The 16,430-nt window shown below is 66.3% G+C and carries 15 protein-coding genes; 9 read left to right on the top strand and 6 right to left on the bottom strand.

The features are described 5' to 3' along the window. Positions 1–92: 92 nt before the first annotated feature. Positions 93–998, bottom strand: a complete 906-nt coding sequence (locus JHL17_RS11740; protein WP_200193264.1) for an MBL fold metallo-hydrolase — start codon at positions 996–998, stop codon at positions 93–95. A 405-nt stretch (positions 999–1,403) separates the two neighbouring features. Here JHL17_RS11740 and JHL17_RS11735 point away from each other — a divergent pair, with 405 nt between their 5' ends. Then, complete coding sequence (locus JHL17_RS11735; RefSeq protein WP_200193262.1) at positions 1,404–2,513, top strand: ABC transporter substrate-binding protein; 1,110 nt, start codon at positions 1,404–1,406, stop codon at positions 2,511–2,513. 80 nt (positions 2,514–2,593) lie between these two features. On the opposite strand, the gene JHL17_RS11730 is transcribed toward JHL17_RS11735, so the two are convergent. After that, on the bottom strand, positions 2,594–3,568 hold the full coding sequence (locus tag JHL17_RS11730) for a LysR family transcriptional regulator (RefSeq protein ID WP_200193260.1): 975 nt from the start codon (positions 3,566–3,568) through the stop codon (positions 2,594–2,596). 108 nt (positions 3,569–3,676) lie between these two features. On the opposite strand from JHL17_RS11730, the gene JHL17_RS11725 reads away from it, so the two are divergent. The 8 genes from JHL17_RS11725 (at position 3,677) to JHL17_RS11690 (ending at position 11,309) form a co-directional block, all read left to right on the top strand. Then, positions 3,677–5,560: a CocE/NonD family hydrolase gene (locus tag JHL17_RS11725; protein ID WP_345773787.1), complete on the top strand. Its 1,884-nt coding sequence runs from the start codon at positions 3,677–3,679 to the stop codon at positions 5,558–5,560. Beyond that, on the top strand, positions 5,557–6,090 hold the full coding sequence (locus JHL17_RS11720) for a GAF domain-containing protein (RefSeq protein ID WP_200193256.1): 534 nt from the start codon (positions 5,557–5,559) through the stop codon (positions 6,088–6,090). Before JHL17_RS11725 ends, JHL17_RS11720 begins: the two co-directional genes overlap by 4 nt. Beyond that, positions 6,087–6,887, top strand: a complete 801-nt coding sequence (locus JHL17_RS11715; protein WP_200193254.1) for an ABC transporter permease — start codon at positions 6,087–6,089, stop codon at positions 6,885–6,887. The genes JHL17_RS11720 and JHL17_RS11715 overlap by 4 nt, the downstream gene beginning before the upstream one ends. A 63-nt stretch (positions 6,888–6,950) precedes the next feature. Then, the gene (locus JHL17_RS11710; RefSeq protein WP_200193252.1) at positions 6,951–8,003 is read left to right on the top strand and encodes an ABC transporter ATP-binding protein; all 1,053 of its coding nucleotides are present in this window, start codon (positions 6,951–6,953) and stop codon (positions 8,001–8,003) included. A gap of 29 nt (positions 8,004–8,032) precedes the next feature. Further along, entirely contained in the window at positions 8,033–9,061 is a 1,029-nt protein-coding gene (locus JHL17_RS11705) for an extracellular solute-binding protein (RefSeq protein WP_200193250.1), read from the top strand. 9 nt (positions 9,062–9,070) lie between these two features. After that, entirely contained in the window at positions 9,071–9,898 is an 828-nt protein-coding gene (locus JHL17_RS11700) for an ABC transporter permease (RefSeq protein ID WP_200193248.1), read from the top strand. A 146-nt stretch (positions 9,899–10,044) separates the two neighbouring features. Then, complete coding sequence (gene hmuQ / locus JHL17_RS11695) at positions 10,045–10,371, top strand: heme-degrading protein HmuQ (RefSeq protein ID WP_200193246.1); 327 nt, start codon at positions 10,045–10,047, stop codon at positions 10,369–10,371. Positions 10,372–10,415: 44 nt separating this feature from the next. After that, complete coding sequence (locus tag JHL17_RS11690) at positions 10,416–11,309, top strand: pirin family protein (protein ID WP_200193244.1); 894 nt, start codon at positions 10,416–10,418, stop codon at positions 11,307–11,309. A 30-nt stretch (positions 11,310–11,339) separates the two neighbouring features. Here JHL17_RS11690 and JHL17_RS11685 read toward each other — a convergent pair whose 3' ends face one another. The 4 genes from JHL17_RS11685 to JHL17_RS11670 form a co-directional block, all read right to left on the bottom strand. After that, complete coding sequence (locus JHL17_RS11685) at positions 11,340–11,525, bottom strand: hypothetical protein (RefSeq protein ID WP_200193242.1); 186 nt, start codon at positions 11,523–11,525, stop codon at positions 11,340–11,342. Further along, the gene (locus JHL17_RS11680; protein WP_200193240.1) at positions 11,522–12,670 is read right to left on the bottom strand and encodes a PepSY-associated TM helix domain-containing protein; all 1,149 of its coding nucleotides are present in this window, start codon (positions 12,668–12,670) and stop codon (positions 11,522–11,524) included. Before JHL17_RS11680 ends, JHL17_RS11685 begins: the two co-directional genes overlap by 4 nt. A 50-nt stretch (positions 12,671–12,720) precedes the next feature. Beyond that, the gene (locus tag JHL17_RS11675) at positions 12,721–15,162 is read right to left on the bottom strand and encodes a TonB-dependent receptor (protein WP_247893478.1); all 2,442 of its coding nucleotides are present in this window, start codon (positions 15,160–15,162) and stop codon (positions 12,721–12,723) included. A gap of 153 nt (positions 15,163–15,315) precedes the next feature. After that, positions 15,316–16,332: a FecR family protein gene (locus tag JHL17_RS11670; RefSeq protein ID WP_200193238.1), complete on the bottom strand. Its 1,017-nt coding sequence runs from the start codon at positions 16,330–16,332 to the stop codon at positions 15,316–15,318. Positions 16,333–16,430 lie beyond the last annotated feature (98 nt).

Genomic DNA, 16,430 nt, shown 5'->3' with positions numbered 1-16,430 from the left:
CCGCTCTGTCCGGGTGGAGGAAAGAGCGGCAGGGGACCGCCCGTGGCGGCAACGAGATCCGGTGCGTCAGGGGAGGCGACGCAGCGCCAGCCTCATCCCTCCGGCGCCCGGTACGCGCTGCGGCCCTCCGCCCGGGCCGGTGTTTCCAGATAGATCCCCCGTCGCGGCACGGCGATGCGGTCGAACTCGTCGGCCAGCCGGTGCAGGGCGGCGCGCATTTCCGCCCCTTGCATCGGCTCGCCGTGGCCGGTGATGACCAGTTCGGGCTCCAGCGCTGCCAATCGGGCGACCGACTCCCGCGCCTTGTCCCATTCCACCGTGAAGTACATCGGCGGCCCATGCATCTCGGCCCGCTGCACCGCCACCGCATAGGCCGATTCCTGCCCGGTGGTGACGAAGGCGTCGCCGACGATCATCGCCCGGTCCCGCTCCCGCCAGAAGGAGACATGGCCGACGCTGTGTCCCGGCGTGTGGATCCAGCGCCAGCCCGGCATTTCCGGCACCGTCCCGTCCTCCGGCAGGGCGCGCAGACGTGGTCCGACATCCACGGGCTTGCGCGGGTAGAACCGTGCCAGCGCCGCCATCGCCCCGCCGCCGACCGACGGGTCGCCGGGCGGGTAGGCGGCTTGGCCGTTCAGGTAGGGGTGCTCCAGCGGGTGGGCGTAGACCGGAGTGTCCCACTCCTGCGCCAGATCCTCCAGCACGCCGACATGATCGAAATGGCCATGGGTCACGACGATGGCGGCGGGCCGGGCGTCGCGGCCGAAGCGTTCCGACGCGGCGCTGCGGATGAAGCCCTTGGTGCCGGCCAGCCCGGCGTCGATCAGCACCCAGCCGCGGTCGCCGGCTCCCGGCTGCCCGTGGAACACCACGTTGACGATGCCGAGCCGCCGGTAGGCGAGGTCCGGCGCGATCTCGTGCGTATGGTCGTTGCGCAGCGCGTCGAGCGCAAGGTCGAGTGCGCTGCTGTCCTCCGACAAGGGAATCTGCGTGGCCATGGTCGTCCCTCTCCCATCCGTATCCTTTCACAACAGCGCGGAGCGGCGCTTGTCCTGTCTTTCCGGTTCACGCTCTCCGGGCAGGGAGCGGCGCGGGCGGCAAGGTCCGACGGGAAGACCTCCGTCGCGGCGGCCACGCCGGGGACCCGGATCATCCCGGATCTTTCACTCGACCAACCTTGCTTTCCCGGATGCGGGCGTAAGCGAAAGATACGTCCAATAATTTATCAAAATCTCTAATAACGGGAAATCGACCGAGGGCGGCGAACGGTCGCGGTCCCGTTCGGAGCGCTGCGAAACCCATGATCGCGCTTTCAAATTCTTGTCTTATCGGTCAGAAAAGGATCCGTGCCCGGGCCGGCGGATAGGGTCCGGCACGAAACGGTCATTCTGGGAGAACCAATCATGCGTCTCACCGTCCTCTCCTTCGTCAGCGCGACGACGCTGCTGGCCGGCTTCGGCACGGCGCAGGCCGATATCGTGATCGGTCTCGGCACGGCGACCACCGGACCTGTGGCGGCCCTGGGCGAGCAGTCGGTGTATGGCGCCAAGCAGGCGATCGCGGACATCAACGCCAAGGGTGGCGTGCTGGGCCAGAAGCTGGTGCTGAAGGTGGGCGACGACGCTTGCGATCCGCGTCAGGCGGTGGCCGTTGCCAACCAGTTCGTGCGCGATCAGGTCACCGCGGTGGTCGGCCATCTCTGCTCCGGCGCCAGCATCCCGGCGGCCGACGTCTACCAGGAGGAAGGCGTGGTGATGGTCACCCCGACCGCCACCAACCCGCTGCTGACCGCCAAGGGTCATCCGAACATCTTCCGCGTCTGCGGCCGCGATGACCAGCAGGGCGTGGTCGCCGGCAACTATCTGGCCCAGACCTTCAAGGGCAAGAACATCGCCGTGCTCGACGACAAGCAGGCCTATGGCAAGGGGCTGGCCGACGTCGTGGTGGAGACGCTGGAGAAGGCCGGCGGCAAGGTCGCCTATCGCGGCTCGATCACGGCCGGCGAAAAGGATTTTTCGGCGCTGGTCACCAGCCTGAAGGACAAGAGCATCGATGCCGTCTATTACGGTGGCTACCATCCGGAGCTGGGCCTGATCGTGCGCCAGGCGCATGAGCAAGGGCTGAAGCCGCAATTCATCGCCGGCGACGGCCTGAACAACCAGGAATACTGGGCGATCACCGGTCCGGGCGGCGAGGGCACGCTGTACACCGACAGCCCGTCGGCCGCCAACGATCCCAAGGCGCAGGAGCTGATCGCCGCCTTCAAGAAGGCCGGGCTGCCCGAGCCGGGCAACTTTGCCTTCTACAGCTATGCCGCGGTCCAGGTCATCGCCGAGGGCTTGCAGAAGTCCGGCAGCGCCGGCAGCGGCAAGCTGGCGAAGGCGCTGCATGCCAACAGCTTCGACACCGTCGTCGGTCCGGTGGAATTCGACAAGAAGGGCGACATCACCAAGCCCAACTACGTCATGTATGTCTGGAGCAACGGCCAGCCCAAGATGGTGGCCCAGAAGTAACTTCTGAATCTCGCCCTTGGAGTCTGCCAGATGCTTATTGGATCACCTGGCAGACTCCAAGATTTGATTTTCCGTTTGCTTCATGCTTGAGACGAGTCCGTCTGAACCGATCGCACTCTGGGTGCAGCAGCTCCGGCGGTATTCTCCGGATGCACATTGAGCAGCAGATGCTGGGCATGTGCGATCCGGGCGATTTCGCTTGCCAATTCGTCGACCGCCGGTGATCGCGACTGCCACGTGGGATAGAGAAAGCCGTACTGCAGCGGGAAGGCCGGTCGAAACGGCTTCAGGACGAGGTTCGGCACTCCACTGGATTGAGCGACGAAGGGATCGGACAGGCAGCAGCCGAGACCGCGTCCGGCAAGCTGGCAAGCGATGACCCCATTGGTCGCCTCGAAGCGACTCTTCAGCGTTTTCCCGGTCTCCCGGCACAGGCGTTCAAGATGCTGGCGAATGATCGATCGCGGGTGCATGACGATGACGTCCACTTCGATCAGGTCGAGGAAATCCACACTGTCATAATGTGCGAAAGGATGGTCGGGAAGCATTGCGACCATCGCTTCCGTCCTCAGGAATTCCTCGGTCTTGAATGCGGGATGGGACAGCGGAAGCACGGTGATGCCGAGATCGAAGGTTTCCTGCCCCACCCAGGTTTCGATATCGAGGCGCACGCGGGACTCGATCGACGCCGTGAAACTCGGCGACGTCGCCGCGAGGGCGGCCACGGCGTCGGCGACGATCGCATGGGCGATGAATGGGGCGGTCAGGACGCGGACATGATCACGCCGCCCCTGGCGCATCTGCGCGGCGAAGCGCTTCAGCCCGTCATATCCGGATAGAACCCGTTCCACCTGTGAATAGAACTCCCGCCCTTCACGGGTCAGGGTCAACGGCCGGGTGTCCCGGCTGAAGATCGGAAATCCGACCTCCTCCTCCAGCGCGGTCAGCAGCCGTCCGACCTGGGGCTGGGTCCGCCCCAACCTTTCCGCCGCTTGCGACACCGATCCGCTTTCGACGAACGCGCGTAGCGCCTCAAGCTCCCGCTGGCTGGCCATGCCTGTCGTCCTTTTGTGCGTTTTTCGCATATTAAGAGGTATATAACGCATTTGACACACATAGTGGCGGAAGTCAATCTTATGGGCACATGCATTTGTGCTTAAATTATGAGCAACCGAGGATATGAAATGGAAGCGGACATGAAGGCTCGTGGTGGTTGGCAGGTCTCGCCAGCAGACTATGTTGCCAGCCGTCAGCCCGATTACAGCGTCGTATCCCCCCAATCCTGCTACGTCGCCATGCGCGACGGGTGCCGGCTTGCGGTCGATTTTTACATCCCGCAAGCGAATTCGCCCGAAGCTGTTCGACCCCGCTTTCCGACCATCATGTTGTTCACACCCTATTACCGCCGGTTCAAGCTGCGTCCCGGCGGTAGCGGCGAGGTCAATCCGAATACGGGCAAGTTCCGCGATTTCTTCGTTCCCCGCGGCTATGCCGTGGTCGTGGTCGACGTGCGGGGCACCGGTGCGAGCTTTGGCACGCGCGACAGTTTCCGCTCACCCAAGGAGCGCGAGGACAGCCGCGAGATCGTCGACTGGGTGGTGTCGCAATCCTGGTCCGACGGCGTGGTCGGCGCCACCGGGGTATCCTACCTGGGGGCCGCGTCGGATTTCCTGGCGAGCACCGGCCATCCGGCGGTCAAGGCGATCGCGCCGCTCTTCTCGGTGTGGGACACCTACGCCGACAATTATTTTCCCGGCGGCATCCAGCTGAAGGCGCTGACCAAGGTTTACGACGACCTGATGATCGGTCTCGACCATGACCGGCGCGACGTGCTTCAGCAATTCTCCTATTTCAACAATCCGGATTACGAAGGACCGCAGCCAGTCGACGCCGATCCCGACGGCAGCCTCGCCCGCGAGGCCGTCCGCGAGCATTACGGCAACTTCCGCCAGACCGATTTCATGGCCGAATTCACCTTTCGCGAGGAAGGTCTGCCCTATGATCCGGACTTCAGCTCGGCCTCTTTCAGCCCCTATTCGGTTTCGGGCGGGGTCCGACCGGACGTCGCCGTCCTATCGGTTTCGGGCTGGTGCGACGGGGCCGGCTACATGAACGGCGCGATTTCCCGTTACCTGACGCTGGAGCGGAACAGGCGTCATCTGCTGCTGGGGCCATGGGATCATGGCGCCCGCATCGACGTCTCGCCCTGGCGGTCGAGCATCGAGGCGGACTTCCCTCTGCTGGGCGAAGTGCTGCGTTTCTTCGACACTTATCTCCTGGGGATGGACACCGGGCTGGCCGCGGAGGCCCCAATCCACTACTTCGCCATGCACGCGCAGGAATGGCGGGCCGCCGATCATTGGCCGCCGGTGGAGACCGGACGGCGTTATGCCCTGTCTGCCGGGCGGCGCTTGGCCGAGCCGGGCGCGGCCGGTTCGGATGACGTGGCGGGGGAGAACGAATACAAGGTCGATTTTTCGATCGGTACCGGCTCGGGGACCCGCTACGAACGCATTGCCGGGATCGACAGCCGGAGCTATTACGCCGACTGGCAGGGCCGCACCGACCGTATGCTGAGCTACGACTCCGAACCGCTGGACCGACAGATGGAACTGGCGGGGCACGGGCTGGCTGACCTCTGGCTTGCATCCAGCGAACCCGACGCGGCGCTGTTCATCTACCTGACCGAGGTTCTTGCCGACGGCCGCGAGCATTACGTCACCGAAGGATTGCTGCGCGCCCTGCACCGCAAGGAGACGCCCGCTCCGGAGACATACCGCACCACATGGCCGTTCCGCAGCTTCACGCGTGCGGACGCCAAGCCGCTCACACCCGGCCGGGTCGAACGCATTCGCATTCCGCTGCTGCCGGTGGCTTGGCGTTTCGATGCCGGAAGCCGTATCCGCCTGTCGATCGCCGGTGCCGATGCCGACCACTGCGGCCAGGTTCCGCATGGCCGTCCACCGCTCCTGCGGGTGCTGTTCGGCGGCGACCATGCGTCGGCGATCGAACTTCCCATGATCGGGATCGACGGAGCATCCTCATGACGGAGCCGGCATGCCGACGGCCGGCCATCGCACTCGACGCGCTGACGTCCCTTGCCCGGGCACTCGGTGGCGATGACCAACCTGCGGCCAGCTTCGGCATGCTCGACCGGCTGTTGGGAGAACTCTTGGGCCACCGCCTCTTCACCGTGCTTCTCCATCGTCCGGAAATCCGGGCGGCGGACCGGCTCTACAGCAGCAGACCCGACGTCTATCCGGCGTCGGGCAGAAAGTCGCTGGACGAGGCGCCGACGATGAAGCGGGTGCTGACCTCGGGCATGCCCTATCTCGGACGGCACCGGGAGGATATCGAGCGGGACTTTCCCGATCATGCCAAGATCCTGGCGCTGGAATGCGGCAGCATCCTCAACATGCCGGTCCGGTGGAACGGGGCAGTTCTGGGGCAGGTCAACCTTCTGCATGGCTCCGGCCATTTCCACGAAGGCCATCTGCCGGTCGTCGAAGCCCTGGCGCATATGGCCGTTCCCGCTTTTCTCGAAGCGTCCACAACACACGCGGAGGATCGCCGATGACTGCGACGCGTCTGGCTTTCCGGGGGGCTGTCGTCTTCACCTACCTGCTGATGCTGGTTCCGGTGGTGATGGTGATGCTCATCAGCCTCTTCAATGAGGAGATCGTGTCGTTCCCGCCAAGCGGCTTCACCCTGCATTGGTACGCGAACGCCTGGGCCAGGAGCGAATTCGCCACCGGCTTCGCCATCAGCGTGCAGGTCGCCCTGATGGCGACGGTGATCGGCGTGCCGCTTGGAACGGCAGCGGCGCTGTCATTGGCGCGCAGTTCCATCCCGGCCAAGGGAGCCATCGGCACGCTGCTGCTCGGGCCGCTCGCGGTTCCCGGCGTCGTGGCCGGCACGGCACTCTATCTTTTCTACCTGAAGATCGAAAATGGACTGGACCAGGACGTGGTCGGTACGATGCCCGGTCTGGTCGGGGCCCATATCCTGCTGACCATCCCCTGGACGGTGCGTGTCGTCACCGCCAGCCTGCAGGGGCTGGACCGCGTCGTCGAAGAGGCGGCGGCCAACCTTGGCGCCCGGCCGTGGACGGTGTTTCGGCGTGTCACGCTGCCGATGCTGCGGCCGGGGATCGTCGCCGCCTGCATGTTCTCCTTCATTCAGAGCTTCGAAAACCTGGAGCTGACGCTGCTCCTGGTCGGACCCGGCAAGACGACGCTGCCGGTGGCGATGCTGAACTACCTGGAATTCCGCATGGATCCGACGCTGGCCGCGGTGGCGACGATCCAGATCCTGATCGTGGCGGCACTGATGGTGGTTACCGACCGCTTCGTGAAGCTGTCGCGCGTCGTCTGACAAGGCGGCGATCTGACAAGAATTCGGCCGGCCGGCGCACCGGCCGGGAACAGGGGACATCCGATGGGCACGCTTCTTCTCAAGGGACTTCGCAAGGAATATGGCACGGCGGTCGCCGTTCAGCAGGTCGACATCGATGTCGGGCAGGGTGAACTCGTCTCGCTCCTGGGACCGTCCGGCTGCGGCAAGACCACCACCTTGCGCATGGTCGCGGGTTTCATCGAGCCGACGCAGGGTGTGGTGGTCATCGGCGGGCGGGATGTGACCGGTGCACCGCCCTACGCCCGCGAAACCGGAATGGTCTTCCAGTCCTACGCCCTGTTTCCGCATATGAGCGTCGCCGGCAATGTCGGCTTCGGCCTGGAGATGCGCAAGGTGGGCCGGGCCGAGCGCGACGCCCGCATCGCGGAGGCCCTGGACCTGGTCCGGCTCCGCCATCTCGCCGATCGCCTGCCGCGCCAGCTGTCCGGGGGGCAGCAGCAGCGGGTGGCCCTGGCCCGTGCCCTGGTCGTCAATCCCGCCGTCCTCCTGCTCGACGAACCCCTCTCCAATCTGGATGCCAAGCTGCGCGCCGAAGTGAGGGACGAGATCCGGGCGTTGCAGCAGCGGCTCGGCCTGACGACCCTGATGGTCACCCACGACCAGGAGGAGGCTTTGACCATGTCCGACCGTCTGGTGGTGATGGAGGGCGGCAGGGTCCGACAGATCGGCACGGCCGAAGACCTCTATGAGAATCCGGCCGACACGTTCGTCGCCGACTTCGTCGGCCGCTGCAATCTCATCCCCGGGACCGTCGAAGGCGGCGCACTGCGCAGCCGCAGCGGCGATCTCCTTCCGTGCGACGTCCGCGGGGCGACCGGCGACGCCACGGTGTTCGCCTTGCGCCCGGAACGCATCGCGTTGCAGCCGGGAGCGGGCGGCAGCGGCGTGCCGGCCAAGCTTTCCAACATCCTCTATCTCGGGGCGCAGACCGAATACCGGCTCGAACTCGGCGGCACGACCTTGACGGCGATCCGTCCCACACCGTCCCGCGCCGATCCGCTCCACCAACTCAAGCCAGGCGACACCGTCAGCGTCAGCTGGGATCCGGTGGCCGGGCGGCTGCTTCCCGTTTGATCGTCACACCAACCGGAAGGAACGAGACCATGATCGAGATGACCCGTCGCGGATTGATCGGTGCCGCCGCCGCTTCCACATTGTTGCCGCGCCTTGCCTTCGCCGACGATCCGCAGATGGTCGTCGGGACCTGGGGCGGGGATTACGGCGACCTGCTGCGCGAAACCGTCGACAACGCCATCATGAAGCCGATGGGCATCCAGGTGCTTCAGGACATTTCCGGCCCTGTGCCCCGCCGCACCAAGCTGCTTGCCGAATGCCAGAATCGGCGCGGCAGCATGGACGTCGCCTGCCTCGCGGATTTCGACATGTACGCCGCAACCCGGCAGAATGCGCTGGAACCCGTCACCGAAAAGATCGTGCCGCGTCTTTCGAAAGTCCTGCCTTTTCTCAAGAAAACGCATTCGGTGCCGCAGATCTATTCGGCACACACCATCGTCTACAACACAGAACGCGTTCCGACCCCTCCGAAATCGATCCACGATCTTTGGGATCCGAAATATCGCGGCAAGATCGGACTGTCCGATTTCCTGTTTACGACGAACACCGCCTTCGCCGCCATTGCCGGGGGCGGTTCGATGTCCGATTTCGGGCCGGCCAAGAAGAAGTTGATGGAGTGGCGGTCTCTCGATGTCAAGGTTCTCGCATCGACTGAAGCCGTGGCGGCGGCGCTGAAATCGGAAGACATCTGGATCACCATCATTGCCGCCGCACGCGGCTACATGTGGAAGCAGTCGGGCATTCCGCTCGGCCACGTGGTCGCCGATGAAGGCGCCTTTCCGACCGTGTACGAGGTGGCGGTCCCGAAGAACGCCCGCAACAAGGAAAACGCCCTGAAATATGTGAACGCCATGCTGGAGCCGTCGGCGCAGAAGGCGTTCGCCGCCAAGATGGGCTATGTGCCGACGGTGTCGGACGCTCCCCTCGACCCCGCTCTCGATAAGCAGGTGAATTTCACCGAAGCCGAGCAGGCGCGCTTCTGGACTCCGGATTTCGGCTATCTCGCCAACAACCAGGCCGAGATGCTCGACTTCTGGAACAAAGACTTCAAGGGGTGATGTCGAGCCATGGCGATCTTCATCCTGCCGGCGGGATTGCTGGTTTGCACGCTGCTCATCGCGCCCATGCTGATGATGGCCCGCATCTCGCTGAACCATTACGACGCGATGTCGCTGATGGTCGAAGCACTGACGGCCGAGAACTATCTGCGCGCCGTCGCCGATCCCTATTATCAGCGCGTGCTGGCCACCACTCTCGGGGTAGCGGTCGGCTGCACGCTGGTGACCGTTCTGCTCGCCTTTCCCGCGGCCTACTGGCTCGCCCGCATGGAAAGCAAATGGAAGAGCGCGGTCACCATCCTCACGATGTTTCCGCTGCTGGTCGGCAACGTCGTGCGGTCGGCGGGATGGATCGCCCTGCTCGGCAATGAAGGGCTGGTCAATGCCGCCCTGCAGGGTGTAGGGCTTTCCGACCATTCGATCCAACTGCTCTATACGCCGGGTGCCGTGATCGTCGGGATCGTCGGTGTGGTGTTGCCCTATATGGTGCTGACGCTTTCCGCGGTGATCGAGGGCATTCCCCGGCAGGCGGAAGAAGCGGCGGCCAATCTCGGCGCACGGCCCCTGACCGTTTTCCGCCGGGTGATCTTGCCATTGGCGACTCCCGGGGTCGTGGCCGGCAGCGTCCTGGTGTTCATCCTGTGCATGAATGCCTATGCCACGCCGGTGCTGCTCGGCGGCCCGCAGTTTCAGATGATGGCTCCGGCGGTCTACGACCAGTTCAGCCGGGTCAGCAACTGGCCGTTCGGCGCGTCTCTGGCCTTCATCCTTCTGGCCGTCACCATCCTGATGACGGTGGTTGGAAGCTCGATCCTCGGTCGGAAGCTTCGGGCGTGACCTGTTCGGGAGGGCGATGAAGCCGCAGGGAAGCCGCATCAATGCGATTGCCGTCCGCCGCGATGGCAGGGCGATTGCCGAACGGCCTTTCAAACCTTACTCTCCTCCGTGAGGGCTTGCCGATCACGCCGGAAAGGAAATTCCGCATGTTCATCGCCATGAACCGCTTCAAGGTCCGCCATGGGGCGGAGCAGGAGTTCGAGGAGGTCTGGCTGAACCGCGAGGTCCATCTGCACAAGGTGCCGGGCTTCGTCGAATTCCACATGCTGCGCGGACCGGACCGGGACGAATACCGGCTCTATTCCTCCCATACCGTATGGGAGTCGGAGGCCGCCTTCCAGGGCTGGACGCGGTCGGAGGCTTTCCGCAATGCCCATGGCAATGCCGGCGCCCGCAAGCCGCTGTATGTCGGGCCGCCGGAATTCGAGGGCTTCGAGGTCATCCAGACCGTGCAGCGCGATTCCCACGCCTGAACCCGGAAGCTGCCCCTGAAGCCTGACTTTCGCGAGGACCGCACATGCTGGAGCTGGTGATCGAGCAGCGCCGAAAGAGTCTCGGCGGTTTCGAGGTGGGGCGGGTTCTGCCCTTCGTGCAACGGCGGATGGTCGGGCCCTTCGTCTTCTTCGACCATATGGGGCCGGTCGATTTCGAGCCGGGCCTTCCCCGCGATGTCGACGTGCGCCCCCATCCGCACATCGGCCTGTCCACCGTCACCTACCTGTTCGAGGGCGAGATCATGCACCGCGACAGCGTCGGCTCGGAACAGCCGATCCGGCCGGGCGAGGTGAACTGGATGACCGCCGGGCGCGGCATCACCCATTCCGAACGCTTCGAACAGGCCCGCCGCGAGGGCGGGCGGATGCATGGCATCCAGGCCTGGGTCGCCCTGCCCGAAGCGGACGAGGAGACCGATCCCGCCTTCACCCATTACGGCACCGGCGACCTGCCGCTCTTCGACGACGGTGCGGTGCGCGGCCGGCTGGTGGCGGGCGAGGCCTTCGGTGCGAAAGCGGGGGTGAAGACCCACTCGCCGCTTTTCTACGTCCATTGGGACCTTGCTCCCGGCGCCCGCGTGGCCCTGCCGGAAGACGGGTGGGAGCGGGCCGCCTATGTGGTGTCGGGAGCCGTCGAGACCGAGGGACGGCGGGTCGAGGCGGGGCGGATGATCGTCTTCGCCCCCGGCCATCCGGCGGTGCTGACCGCCGCCACGCAGGCCGTCGTCATGGCGGTCGGCGGCGAGCCGCTGGGCCAGCGATTCATCGACTGGAATTTCGTGTCGTCGTCCAAGGAACGGATCGAGCAGGCCAAGGCCGACTGGCAGGCCGGCCGGATGAAGCTGCCCGACCTCGACGACCGCGAGTTCATTCCCCTGCCGGAAATGCCGAAGCCGCCGGCCAACCCGATGTCGTAGCGGGAAAGGCCGCGCAAGGCGGGAAACCGTTCAGCGCTGGCGTTTCCACCAGGAACGGGCTGCGACCAGAACCGGGACCGACAGGGCGACCCAGGACACGGCATCGACCAGCCCGTCGTCCAGCAAGGCGGTGACCAGCCCGGCGACGGTGACGAGTCCGATTCCGGCGGGGATGCCGAAGACCGCCGCCAGGGGGAGGGAGGTGCGCGGCTTCATTCCGCGGGCTCCCCGGCGACGGTGCGCAGGCCGGGCGCCGCGGTGGCCGGGTCCTTGGCAACGCGGCGGCGGGCGACCCACAGATAAAGGCCGCTGCCGAGGATGACGATGGTCAGCACGTCCAGGGCCGCCCACAGGACCTTCATCGGCAGCCCGCCGTAATCGCCGAAATGCAGCGGCTGGGACAGGCGCAGCGCCAGCATGTACCAGGGCATGGAGCGCATGTCGGTGAAGGCCCCGGTCTCCGCGTCAATCAGCGCCGGGGTCAGGATCCGGTTGGTGGCCGGGGTGGCGCCCTTCAGCCACACCGCGTAATGGTGGTTGCTGGAGAAGCGGACGCCGGGAAAGGCGATGAACTGCGGACGCATGCCGGGAGCGGCCTCCATCGCGGTGCGGACGGCGGCATCGACCGAGGCGAAGCGTTCCGGAACCGGCTTGCCCTCGTAGGGCGCGATCATGGCGGCCAGCTCGTTGGCGCGCCAATAGGCGACCAGCGGAACCGACAGGGTGTTGATGACGCCGGTCAGCCCGACCACCACCACCCACATCAGCGTGACGATGCCCAGCATGTTGTGCAGGTCGAGCCATTTCAGCCGCGTGCTGCGCCCCGCTCTCACGGTGCCGAAGGACAGCTTGCGCATGAAGGGGGCATAGAGCACCACCCCCGATACCGTGGCGACGAACAGCAGGAAGCCCATGAAGCCGAGGAACAGCTCGCCGGGCAGGCCGGCGAACATGTCCACATGCAGGCGCAGCATCACATGCATGAAGCCGCCGTCCTCGTTCAGGTCGCCGAGGATCCGCGTGGTGCGCAGGTCGATGGCGGAGATATGCATCTGCGACACCGGCGGCCGGGCATTCGGGCCGGTGGTGACGTTCACCACCGGCCGATCCTCGTCGAAGCTGAGGAACAGCGGCCGCTCGCCGGGATAGGTCGCCAGTGCCGAGGCCACCGCCTCGTCCAGGGTCTTCAGCGGGGTTTCCGCCGGCGGGACCGGCAGATCGTCCTCCGCTGTCAACGCTTCGATCTCGTCATGGAAGATCAGCGGCAGACCGGTCAGGCACAGCAGCAGCATGAAGAGCGTGCAGATCAGGCTGGTCCATTTGTGGACCAGCGTCCAGATCCGGATGGTACGGTTGGTCATCGGTTCCCTCCTCAAGCCGCCGCCCTCAAGCCGCCGTCTGTCCTAGCCGATCAGAAATCCACCGACACCGACAGCTTCGCCGTCAGCGGATTGCCCTGGGTCAGGTAGCCGCCGAAGCCCGATGCCCAATAGGCCTTGTCCGCCACGTTCTCCACCGCGGCGCGGACGGTGACCGGGCGGTTCTGGATGTCGGTGGTCATCCGTGCGCCGACGTCGAAGCGGGTCCAGCTCGGGATCTTCAGCGTGTTGGCGGTGTTGACGTATTGCGGCCCGGTGTGGATGACGCGGCCGGTCAGCGTCACCGTCGGGAAGGAGGCCGGCAGGAAGGGCAGGTCCCATTCGACGTTGGCGTTGAACTGATGGCGCGGCACGCCGACCGCGTCCTTGCCCTCAGTCGCGGCGTTGCCGGTGTCGGTCAGCTCCGGATCGATGAAGGTGGCGCCACCCAGCAGGCGCAGGCCCTGTGTCGGCTCGCCGAACAGCATCAGCTCGATGCCGCGGTTGCGCTGCTCGCCGGAGACGCTGTAGAGGCGGGTGGCGGCGTCGGTGACGCCGCTGGGCTGGGTGGTCTGGAACAGCGCCAGAGACCCGCCGAAGCCGCCGAAATCCAGCTTGCCGCCGACCTCGTACTGGACCGAGCGGTAGGGCTCGAAGATCTCGCCGGAATTGGCGGCGGTGGACGGCGCGGTCGGGCCCTGGGCCATCCCCTCGATGCGGTTGGCATAGAGCGACAGTTCCTTGAGCGGCTTCACCACCAGCCCGACCACCGGCGTCAGCGCCGACTGGTCATAATCGGAGGTGCGGGCGCCGGTGGTGCGGTTGTAGCCGCGGACCTGGATGTTCTGCTGGCGCAGGCCGACCGTCACCATCACCCGGTCGTCCAGAACCGACAGCGTGTCCGAGGCGTAGAGGCTGCGCAGCACGGACTCGGAAACCTTCGGCGGATCGCCGATTATTCCGGCTGCCGAGGTCGTCCGCGGCCGAGGGATGTCGACCATATTGTAGAGATTGACGGTGGAGGTGGCGCCGAATTCATAGCCGTTGTTGTTGGTGGTGCGCAGGGCCGAGAAGCCGGCGTTCAACTGGTGCCGCACCGGACCGGTATGGATGTCGGCGCGCAGGCCGGCCTGTCCGGTGACGGTGAAATCCTCGCGCGGGACGGTCAGGCGGCTGATGGTGGCGGTACCGTCGGCGCGCGTGACGGTGGGCGTGGAATAGTCGCCGTCCTCGCGCATGCTGCGCATGCCAAAGGCGCCGTGGACGGTCAGGTTGGGCAGGATGTCGTATTCGGCCCGGACTTGGCCGAAGGTGTCGCGCATCTGCGAATAGGCCCAGGGCTGCGCGTAATTCTGCGAGGCGGACGGCACCGCCGGGACGACGCTGCCGACATAGACGACCGTGCGGCCCTGCTCGACCCGCTGGGTCTGGGTGCCGACGTCGAGCGTCACCCGGGCGCGGTCGCCGCGATAGTCCAGCGCCAGGGAGCCGAGCCTCAGCCTCCGCTCCTCGTCGTCGATGGCGGTCTCGCCGCCGCGCACCGCGGCGTTGGCGCGCACGCCGAACTGGTTGTTCTCACCGAACCGTCGGCCGACATCCGCGGCGAGGCCGAAGCGGCTGTCCATGGCATAGCTGGCGGTCAGGCGGGTCAGCGGCTCGTCCTCCGCCCGCTTGGGCACCAGATTGACGCCGCCGCCGACGCCGGTGCCGCTGGGGGCGGCGCCGTTCAGGAAGGCGCTGGCGCCCTTCAGCACCTCCACCCGCTCGAACATGTCGGTGGCGACGATCTGGCGGGGAGCCGTCCCGTAGAGCCCGTCGACCGACAGATCCTCGCCGTAGAGCGGGAAGCCGCGGATGACGATGTTCTCGGAGAAATTGCCGTAGCCGAAGCCGGTGCGCACCGCCGGGTCGTTGGCCAGCACGTCGGCGACCGTCTCGGCCTGCTGGTTGCGGATGGTCTCGGCGGTATAGCCGGTGACGTTGAACGGCACGTCCATGACGTCCTGGTTGCCGAGAGCGCCGACGCGTCCGCCGCGCGCCACCTGTCCGCCGGCATAGGCGGGGGGCAGGGCACCGGGACCGCCGGCCGCCCGGTTGCCTTCGATCTGCACCGGATCGAGCTGGACCGCCCCGCCGGCGGCGACGCGCTCGACCGTCACGGTCTCGGTGTTGAGGAAGCGGGCGACCAGCCCGGTGCCGGACAGCAGCCGGTTCAGCCCCTCGCGCGCCGACATCGATCCGCTGACGCCGGGCGACCCGACGCCCTGCGTCACCGCACCCGGGGTCAGCACCTGGATGCGCGTGGCGGCGGAGAAGGCGGCGAGCGCCCCGTCCACCGACTGCGGCGCGATGGCGAAAGGCACCGCCCCCGTCGGCGCGGTCTGCGCCACCGCGGCTGGGGCATGGGCCATCAGGGCGCCCGGCGCGATCAGCACCGTGGTCGCCAGCAGCCGCCCCAGGAAGGCGCTGCCCCGGCGCCCGTTCTTATCGCTCAAGATCCCACGCTCCGCCGATGCCATCTCGCTTGCCTCTGTCGTCCGCTGCGAGCCCGCGCCGCTTGATCGCGACTGCGTCTCATTCTCTTCTTTCCGGACATGACGACGGCGGGACGGAAATCCCTGGGGGATTTTTTCGAGGGCGCGGATTTTTTACCGCAGCAGGGTCAGGTAGGGGGTGATGCGGGTGGCATGGACGCCGAGGCCGCGCTCCAGCGCATCGAACACGGCGTCGGGGCGATCGAGCATGAAGACGCCGGAAACGACGCGGTCCGCCGCCTGATCGTTCAGCAGAACTACGCGGCCCGGCCATTCCCGGTTCAGCGCGGCGACGACGGAGGCGAGCGATTGCTGGCGGAACACGATCTGCCCGTGCCGCCAGGCGAAGGCGACGCCGGGATCGGCCGCCCGCGGGCCGGACATGCCTTCGGGACCGGCCTCCGCGCTTTCGCCTGGATGGAGGCGGACACTGTCCGGCCAAGGCGCATGGGGGTCCGCAAGGAGGCTCCCGGCGGACCACGCGGCGACTTCGACCAGTCCTTCGCCTACCGTCACCGTCATGCGCTCGTCGTCGCGGCGGACGCTGAACTGGGTGCCCAGCACGCGGGCGGCCCCGGCCCCGCCATCGACGACGAAGGGACGGTCGGGATCGCGCATGACCTGGAACCAGGCCTCGCCGCGCAGGATCCGGACCCGCCGTCCGCCATTTCCAAAGTCGAGTGCGAGCGCGGTGTCGCCGTTCATCTCGGCGAGGGAGCCGTCGGGCAGGGTCAGCGTCCGGCGCTGGCCGGCCGGCGTCGCTTGGTCGGCCAGCGCATTCTGGTAGAGTCTCGGCCCCTGCCAGATCCCGACGCCACCAACCGCCAGCAGGACGGTCAGCGCCATGGCGAGGCGGCGAAATCCGGCCGCCGGAGACCGATGGAGCGCTTGTGGACGGGCAGCCGTATGGGCGGCAGCGGCGGTTCGGGCCGGGGCCTTCAAGTCATGCAGCAGGTCCTGCAATTCGCCGAAGGCTTGGGCATGGGCCGGGCTGCGGGCCAGCCAGGAGGCGAAGGCGGCGCGGTCCGTGGCGGTATGGTCGTCGGCCTGCAGGCGGAAGAACCACGCGTTCGCTTCCGAGAACAGCCTGTCCTCGTCCGGTTCGCTGTGCTGTTCGTCCTGCTGGTTCATCGATCGCTCGCTGATGCGCTCGGGATACGCGCCGGTTGCCTCTTGCTTACCAAGACGGTTGGTTGGGGCCAATCCCTCAAAGAAAATGTCCGGTAACG

Origin of the sequence: Azospirillum endophyticum, assembly GCF_016595245.1 — a bacterium.
In the GTDB taxonomy this organism is placed as follows: domain Bacteria; phylum Pseudomonadota; class Alphaproteobacteria; order Azospirillales; family Azospirillaceae; genus Azospirillum; species Azospirillum endophyticum.
This window is presented reverse-complemented; position numbering and strand designations above follow the sequence as displayed.

Excerpts from the sequence above, each read along its gene's own strand:
- JHL17_RS11740 (WP_200193264.1), bottom strand. The coding sequence starts at position 998 with ATGGCCACGCAGATTCCCTTGTCGGAGGACAGCAGCGCACTCGACCTT.
- JHL17_RS11735 (WP_200193262.1), top strand. The coding sequence starts at position 1,404 with ATGCGTCTCACCGTCCTCTCCTTCGTCAGCGCGACGACGCTGCTGGCC.
- JHL17_RS11730 (WP_200193260.1), bottom strand. The coding sequence starts at position 3,568 with ATGGCCAGCCAGCGGGAGCTTGAGGCGCTACGCGCGTTCGTCGAAAGC.
- JHL17_RS11725 (WP_345773787.1), top strand. The coding sequence starts at position 3,677 with ATGAGCAACCGAGGATATGAAATGGAAGCGGACATGAAGGCTCGTGGT.
- JHL17_RS11720 (WP_200193256.1), top strand. The coding sequence starts at position 5,557 with ATGACGGAGCCGGCATGCCGACGGCCGGCCATCGCACTCGACGCGCTG.
- JHL17_RS11715 (WP_200193254.1), top strand. The coding sequence starts at position 6,087 with ATGACTGCGACGCGTCTGGCTTTCCGGGGGGCTGTCGTCTTCACCTAC.
- JHL17_RS11710 (WP_200193252.1), top strand. The coding sequence starts at position 6,951 with ATGGGCACGCTTCTTCTCAAGGGACTTCGCAAGGAATATGGCACGGCG.
- JHL17_RS11705 (WP_200193250.1), top strand. The coding sequence starts at position 8,033 with ATGATCGAGATGACCCGTCGCGGATTGATCGGTGCCGCCGCCGCTTCC.
- JHL17_RS11700 (WP_200193248.1), top strand. The coding sequence starts at position 9,071 with ATGGCGATCTTCATCCTGCCGGCGGGATTGCTGGTTTGCACGCTGCTC.
- hmuQ (WP_200193246.1), top strand. The coding sequence starts at position 10,045 with ATGTTCATCGCCATGAACCGCTTCAAGGTCCGCCATGGGGCGGAGCAG.
- JHL17_RS11690 (WP_200193244.1), top strand. The coding sequence starts at position 10,416 with ATGCTGGAGCTGGTGATCGAGCAGCGCCGAAAGAGTCTCGGCGGTTTC.
- JHL17_RS11685 (WP_200193242.1), bottom strand. The coding sequence starts at position 11,525 with ATGAAGCCGCGCACCTCCCTCCCCCTGGCGGCGGTCTTCGGCATCCCC.
- JHL17_RS11680 (WP_200193240.1), bottom strand. The coding sequence starts at position 12,670 with ATGACCAACCGTACCATCCGGATCTGGACGCTGGTCCACAAATGGACC.
- JHL17_RS11670 (WP_200193238.1), bottom strand. The coding sequence starts at position 16,332 with ATGAACCAGCAGGACGAACAGCACAGCGAACCGGACGAGGACAGGCTG.